The organism is Streptomyces sp. MBT65 (genome assembly GCF_016612545.1).
Lineage (GTDB): Bacteria > Actinomycetota > Actinomycetes > Streptomycetales > Streptomycetaceae > Streptomyces.
This window is the reverse complement of the sequence record NZ_JAENRY010000428.1, coordinates 1-6,553: the sequence shown is the minus strand read 5'-3', so window position 1 is coordinate 6,553 and position 6,553 is coordinate 1. Positions and strand designations below refer to the sequence as shown.

Annotated in this window: 5 protein-coding genes; 2 read left to right on the top strand and 3 right to left on the bottom strand. The window is 72.0% G+C overall.

Annotated elements, in window-relative coordinates; genetic code table 11:
• Positions 1–190: 190 nt before the first annotated feature.
• On the bottom strand, positions 191–1,141 hold the full coding sequence (gene iolC / locus JHN63_RS47145) for a 5-dehydro-2-deoxygluconokinase (protein WP_200691295.1): 951 nt from the start codon (positions 1,139–1,141) through the stop codon (positions 191–193).
• Positions 1,142–1,375: 234 nt separating this feature from the next.
• Between iolC and JHN63_RS47140 the strand changes: the two genes are divergently transcribed.
• Positions 1,376–2,335, top strand: a complete 960-nt coding sequence (locus tag JHN63_RS47140; protein WP_200691294.1) for an AraC family transcriptional regulator — start codon at positions 1,376–1,378, stop codon at positions 2,333–2,335.
• A gap of 396 nt (positions 2,336–2,731) precedes the next feature.
• Positions 2,732–2,932 carry an AlpA family transcriptional regulator gene (locus JHN63_RS47135; RefSeq protein ID WP_200691293.1) on the top strand — a complete coding sequence of 67 codons (201 nt, stop codon included), beginning with the start codon at positions 2,732–2,734 and terminating at the stop codon, positions 2,930–2,932.
• A gap of 583 nt (positions 2,933–3,515) precedes the next feature.
• Here the strand turns inward: JHN63_RS47135 and JHN63_RS47130 are convergent.
• Both JHN63_RS47130 and JHN63_RS47125 read right to left on the bottom strand, forming a co-directional pair.
• Positions 3,516–4,559 carry a zinc-dependent alcohol dehydrogenase family protein gene (locus tag JHN63_RS47130; protein WP_200691292.1) on the bottom strand — a complete coding sequence of 348 codons (1,044 nt, stop codon included), beginning with the start codon at positions 4,557–4,559 and terminating at the stop codon, positions 3,516–3,518.
• Positions 4,528–6,553: MMPL family transporter (locus JHN63_RS47125; protein ID WP_200691291.1), on the bottom strand; the 2,026-nt coding region annotated here is incomplete at its 5' end. The genes JHN63_RS47130 and JHN63_RS47125, both read right to left, overlap by 32 nt.

Here is a 6,553-nt window from a genome sequence, read left to right as displayed (position 1 = left end):
CCGCCCGCCGCGCCGGTCGTCCCCCCGGCTCCGGTGGCGCCCTCGCGGCCGCCCGTCGCGCCGGTTCCCTCGTGGCCCGGGAGGTCCGTCACGCCGTCCTGGTCACCGTGCGCGTGCGTCACACCGTCCCCGCCTCCGTGCTCGCCCTCGTACTCGCCACCGTGCTCCGCACCCGCGACCCGGCCCGCCCTCACAGGACCGCTCCGGCGGTGATCGCGGCCTCGACCTCGGTGACCGTGGGCATCGCGGACGAGCACTCCAGGCGGGAGGCGACGATCGCGCCGGCCGCGTTGGCGTGCCGCATGATCTTCTCCAGGTCCCAGCCGGACAGCAGGCCGTGGCACAGGGAGCCGCCGAAGGCGTCACCGGCGCCGAGTCCGTTGAGGACGTTCACCGGCAGCGGGGGCACCTCGGCCGACTCGCCGGCCCGGTTGACCGCGAGGACGCCCTTCGGGCCCTGCTTGACCACGGCGAGTTCGACACCGGCGTCCAGCAGCGCGCGGGCGGCGGCGTGCGGCTCGCGCACTCCGGTGGCGACCTCCACCTCGTCGAGGTTGCCGACGGCGACGGTCGTGTGGCGCAGGGCCTCCTCGTAGAAGGGGCGGGCCTCGCTCGGGTCCTTCCAGAACATGGGGCGCCAGTCGAGGTCGAAGACCGTCGTACCGGACTTGGCGCGATGCGCGAGGGCCGCGAGCGTGGCCGTACGGCTGGGCTCCTCGCTCAGGCCCGTGCCGGTGATCCAGAAGATCCGGGCCGCGTGGATCGCGTCCAGGTCCAGCTCGTGGGCGTCGATCTCCAGGTCAGGGGCCTTGGGCTGCCGGTAGAAGTAGAGCGGGAAGTCGTCCGGCGGGAAGATCTCGCAGAAGGTGACCGGGGTCGGATGGTCCGCGACGGGCGTGACCCAGCGGTCGTCGACGCCGAAGTCGCGCAGCGCCTCGTGCAGATAGGCGCCGAAGGGGTCGTCGCCGGTGCGCGAGACCAGGGCGACCTCACGACCCAGCCGGGCGGCGGCGACCGCGACGTTCGCCGCCGAGCCGCCGAGGAACTTCCCGAAGGTCGTCACCTGGGGCAGCGGCACGCCCGTCTGCAGCGGATAGAGGTCCACCCCTAGCCGCCCCATGGTGATCAGGTCGTACGCCATCGACTTCCCTTCGCGCCCGCGCGGGCGGCTTTGTTTCGGCTCTCCAGGGTTTGTAGTCCCGTGGCCCGAGCCCTGTCAATGTTTTGTCCAGACATTCGGACGAGACGAGGGGTGGGACCGGTTTTCCATAGGCCGCGGGCTCGTCGTGGTTGCTCGCGCCCACACGGCGGAGCCGCACATCGATACAGCCCGCGCCCCTTCCGGGGCGCTTTGGTCCCGTAGGACCATCGGTGGATGTCTGTCGCTGCTGTGCGCATCCGTTCCGGGCACGGGCCCGGCGGGTCCTGGGAGACCGTGCTCGGGGCACCGCATGCTCGGCTCCGCCCCGGAGTGATCAGTTATCGCGGGATACGGCTGGAACTGGCGCGGCCCCGGGCCCGGCTGGAGGCGCCGATCGGGGCGGCCACGCTGCTGCTCGGGTTCGAGGGGTCGGTACGGATCTCACGGGCCGGGCGCGCCACGGCCACGCTGGGATCCGTGTTCTGCGGGCCTACGACCACTGCCGCGCTCGGCGAACACAGCGGGCGGCTCGCGGCAGTCGAGGTGCTGCTGATGCCGTGGGCCGCGTTCACGCTGTTCGGCACGGCTCAGCACGAACTCGCCGACCGGGTGGTCGATCCGGACGAACTCCCGCACGGACTCGGCCCCCGCGGGACCGGCATCGCCGAACTGGTCGCCGCGCTCGGCGCGTTGCCGACCTGGACCGCCCGGTTCGGGCTGCTGGACGACGTGTTCACCCGCTGGTCGGCGGCCGGTACGCCGAGTTCGGAACGGGTCGTACGGGCCTGGTCCGAGCTGGTGCGGACCCGGGGCGCGCTGCCGGTGCCCCGGCTCGCCGACGAAGTGGGCTGGAGCGTAAGGCAGTTGGAGAAACGGTTCCGGGAACAGATCGGACTCGGCCCCAAGGCGGCGGCGCGCGTCCTGCGTCTGCAGCGCGCCCGGCGCCTCCTCGCGTCCGGCCGCAGCCAGGCGGAGACGGCGGCGGTCTGCGGTTTCTACGACCAGGCGCATCTGAGCGGCGAGTTCAGGGCGATGACGGGGTGCACGCCGGGTCAGTTCACGGTGGCCCGGGTGAGTCCGCCGGCGGAGCGGACGGGCGCGCCTGCCGGGGACCGGATGCCGGGCGAGGCGACGAGCCTGCTGCTCGATCCGGGTCGTGGTGCGGATTTCTCCAAGACCGGCCGGGCGCGTTGATGCAGGCTGAGCGCCTGGCCGGTTGATCCCTGGGGATGCGCAGGCCTCCAGCGATCCAACGGGCCCGGGGGATGCGGGGAGCCGGTGGGCCGGGCCCGGCGCAGCGGGTCCGGCCCACCTTGCTGTGCCCTCGCCCGTGCCCTTCTCCCCCTGGTGTCAACGCGCCGCGCCTCTGCGCCCGCGTGCGCCTTTGCGTCACCTCTGCCACAAAAGCCCCCCTCGTGTCACACATATCGCGTGTACGCGGGTTTTGCGTCACACCCGGTCGACAGGCGCTTCCCGTCCCTCACTCTGTGTCGTTCACCGGGCACAGGCTTTGTGATCGCCAGCGCAGCGCACGGCTCCCCCGACGGCCGCCCCCGGCCGCCGCCGCGGCGCGCGCAGGGAGGTGCCCCCATGACCGACCGACGGCTCTGGTCGTACAAGGAAATCGCGGCCCACATCCGCGTCCAGCCCGACACCGTCCGTTCCTACCGCAAGCACGGCCTGCTGCCCCCGCCCGACCACGTGGAGAGCGGCAAGCCGTTCTGGTACGCCGACACGGTCCGCGCCTGGGTCGCCTCCCGCCCCGGCAACCGGGGTCGTAGAGACGACTGATCCGAGGGGGTCGATGGGCGACCGGGTGCCCGTGCTGCCCCTGCTGTGCCGCGTCGTGCCGTGATGCGGTGCGGTGCGTGCGGTGCGGTACGGGCGGTACGGGTGCCCGGCGCCCGTTGTCGGCACGGGAAGCGCGTGTCGTAGTGATACGACAATCCGCTTAGGGGTGGCGCGATCCCGTCGCCCTTCCCCCGCCCCGCATCGTGCCCTGTAGGGCTGCTCGTCCCGGCGTGACCATTTTGCCGAACGGCGCTCCCGCGACCTCAAGAGGCACGCATGTCCCGCTATCTGTTCGACAACGCGGCCGTCCAGGCGGCAGGGCGTTTCTCCGTCCTCGAATCCCGCTACGACGCCGCGTCCAGAACGGCGTTGGCGCGCACCGGGCTCGGGCCGGGGTGGCGGTGTCTCGAAGTCGGCGGTGGCGGTGGGTCGTTGGGGGACTGGCTGGGCGAACGGGTCGGGCCGAGGGAGAGGTGGCGGTCACCGACATCGATGCCGCCCGCGCCGCGGCCCGGCCGATCCAGGGCCTGTTCGGGGTCTGCTCCGGGTCTGGTCCTTGGCCTGTTCTGCCGGTGTGCCGGTCTCAGCTCCACGGTTCGATGACCGTCACCCCCGCTCCCGGCGCCGTCCCCATCGCGGCCAGCGCCGCCGGTGTCTCCTCCAGGGTGATCGTCGCGGTGGCCAGGAGGTCGGGGCGGAGCACTCCCGCTCGGACCAGTTCCAGCATGGGCGGGTAGGTGTGGGCCGCCATGCCGTGGCTGCCGAGGAGTTCGAGTTCCAGGGCGAGCGCCCGGGCCATGGGGACCGGGGTCGTACCGGAGGCGGAGGGCAGGAGGCCCACCTGGATGTGGCGGCCTCGGCGGCGCAGACCGTTCACCGAGTTGGCGCAGGTCGCCGGGGAACCCAGGGCGTCCAGGGACAAGTGGGCACCACCGCCCGTCAGTTCGCGTACCGCCTGCGCCGGGTCCGGCGTCCGCGTGCCGTCCACGCATTCCGTCGCCCCGAACTTCCTTGCCAGCGCCAGTGCTTCGGGTGAGATGTCGACGGCGACGACCCGGGCGCCGGACGCCGCCGCGATCATCACCGCCGACAGGCCGACCCCGCCGCAGCCGTGCACCGCGACCCACTCCCCCGCCGCGACCCGGCCGCGCTGCACCACCGCGCGGAACGCCGTCGCGAACCGGCAGCCCAGGGAGGCCGCCGTCGCGAAGGACATCTCGTCCGGGATCGCCACCAGGTTCACGTCCGCGTGGTCCAAGGCTACGTACTGGGCGAAGGAGCCCCAGTGGGTGAAGCCCGGTTGGGTCTGGCGTACGCAGATCTGCTGGTCGCCCGCCGCGCACGCCGCACAGGTCCCGCAGGCGCATACGAACGGGACGGTGACTCGGTCTCCGGGGTGCCAATGGGTGACCCGGGTGCCCACCGACTCGATGACACCGGCCAGTTCATGGCCCGGTACGTGGGGCAGGGTGATGTCCGGGTCGTGGCCCTGCCAGCCGTGCCAGTCGCTTCGGCAGAGGCCGGTGGCTTCCACCCGGACGACCACTCCGTGTTCCGCGGGGTGGGGCTCGGGTACGTCGCGTACCTCGGCGGGGTCACCGTATTGCTCGAACACCACCGCTTTCATTCGGGCTCCCATCGCCGTCGTGGTCTGCAGGGCCATCGTGGCCGGTCGCGCCCTGCGGCGGAGCCGCAGATCGATGCAGCCCCGCGCCCTCAAGAGGGCGCTTGTCCTCAGCCTCGCTCAGACCGAACCGTTCATGGAAGCGGCGCAACGGACCCGGCGCCCACCAAGTCGCCCTCCCCGTCAGCTTCATCACCGCCGGGACCAGCAGGCTCCGGACGATCATCGCGTCCATCAACACCGCGAGCGCGATGCCCAGGCCCAGCATCTTGGTGTTGGTGACCCGGGACGTGCCGATCGCGACCATCACCACCGCCAGGATCACGGCCGCCGCCGTGATGAGGCCGCCCGTGCGTTGCAGTCCGTGGCGGACCGCCTCGTTGTGGTCGCCCGTGCGGTCGTACTCCTCCTTGATGCGGGAGAGGAGGAACACGCCGTAGTCCATGGAGAGGCCGAAGGCCACGCAGAACATGAGGACGGGGAGGGTCGTCTCTATGGAGCCGGTGCTGGTGAAGCCGAGGAGGCCGGAGAGGTGGCCGTCCTGGAAGACCCAGACGACCGCGCCGAACATCGCCGTGAGGCTGAGCGCGTTCAGCAGTACCGCCTGGATCGGGATCACCACGCTGCCGGTCAGGAGGAAGACCAGGAGCAGAGTGACCACGGCGATGAGGCCGACCGCCCAGGGCAGGCGGGTGGCTATCGCGTGCTTGGAGTCGACCAGGACGGCCGCCGTGCCGGTCACCTTGGTCGTGAAGGGGGCGTCCGTCGCGCGCAGGTCGCCGACCAGGCGCTGGGCCGCGGTGTCGACCGCCTCGCCCTTGGGCAGCACCGTGAAGTACGCCGAGTCGCCCTGCACCAGGGGGCCCTCCACGCCTGCCACCTCGGGCAGTCGGGCGATCCGGGTCCTGTACGCGGTGTACTGCGCCGGTGTCGCCCGTCCCTCGGCGAGCACTTCGAGGGCGCCGCCCGGGTTGCCCGGGAAGCCGTCGCGGATGTGCTGCTGCACGACGTGCGACTCAGCGCCCGAGGGCAGTTGGCGGTCGTCCGCGGTGCCGAACCTGACGCCCAGGAACGGCAGTCCGAGCAGGACCAGGACGGCTGTGGTGGCCAGGGCGAAGAAGGGGGCCCTGCGCATCACCAGGCCGGCCGCGCGGGCCCAGCCCGTGCCTTCCTCGCCGGAGACCTTCGCCGGGCGGCCGCGGCGGAACAGGCGCCGTAGATCGAGGGAGTTGACCCGGTGGCCGAGCAGCAGGAGGGCTGCCGGGAGCAGGATCAGGGCGGCTGCCGCGGCCAGGAGCACCACGGCGATGCCCGCGTAGGCGAAGGAGCGCAGGAAGTACATCGGGAAGACCAGCATCGCGGCCAGGGACACCGCGACCGTGAGGGACGAGAAGAGCACCGTGCGGCCGGCCGTGCGCAGGGTGGTGGCGATGGCGGTCAACGGCTCGGCGCCGGTGGACAGTTCCTCGCGGAAGCGGCGGACGATGAACAGGGCGTAGTCGATGGCCAGTCCGAGGCCCAGGGCCGTGGTGAGGTTCATGGCGAAGACCGAGACGTCGGTGAACTCCGTGAGACCGCGCAGCACCGCGTTCGTCCCGAGGATCGCGACGATGCCGATGCCGAGCGGAAGCAGGGCCGCTGTCGCGGAGCCGAAGACCATCACCAGCAGGAGCAGGGTCAGCGGCAGGGCGATCATCTCGGCGCGGGCCAGGTCCTCCTTGATGGTCGTCTGCATCTCGTGGCGGACGGCGACGATGCCGCCGACCTTGACCTTCACCGGGCCGTGGGTGCCGCGGAAGGTGGGCGCGATGCGGTCCAGGGTGTCGCCCATCGTCTTCTCGTCGCCCGTGATGTGGGCGGCGATCAGCGCCTCGTGTCCGTCCTTCGCGCGCAGGGACGGGGACTTGGTCTGCCAGTAGGAGCCGACGCCGATGACGCCCCGCTCACCGGTCAGCCGGGCGGTGAGGCGGTCGGCCTCGGCGGTGACCGCCGGGTCG

Bases quoted from the DNA above. Each gene is read 5' to 3' on its own strand.
- iolC (WP_200691295.1), bottom strand. From the start codon at position 1,141: ATGGCGTACGACCTGATCACCATGGGGCGGCTAGGGGTGGACCTCTAT.
- JHN63_RS47140 (WP_200691294.1), top strand. From the start codon at position 1,376: ATGTCTGTCGCTGCTGTGCGCATCCGTTCCGGGCACGGGCCCGGCGGG.
- JHN63_RS47130 (WP_200691292.1), bottom strand. From the start codon at position 4,559: ATGAAAGCGGTGGTGTTCGAGCAATACGGTGACCCCGCCGAGGTACGC.
- JHN63_RS47135 (WP_200691293.1), top strand. From the start codon at position 2,732: ATGACCGACCGACGGCTCTGGTCGTACAAGGAAATCGCGGCCCACATC.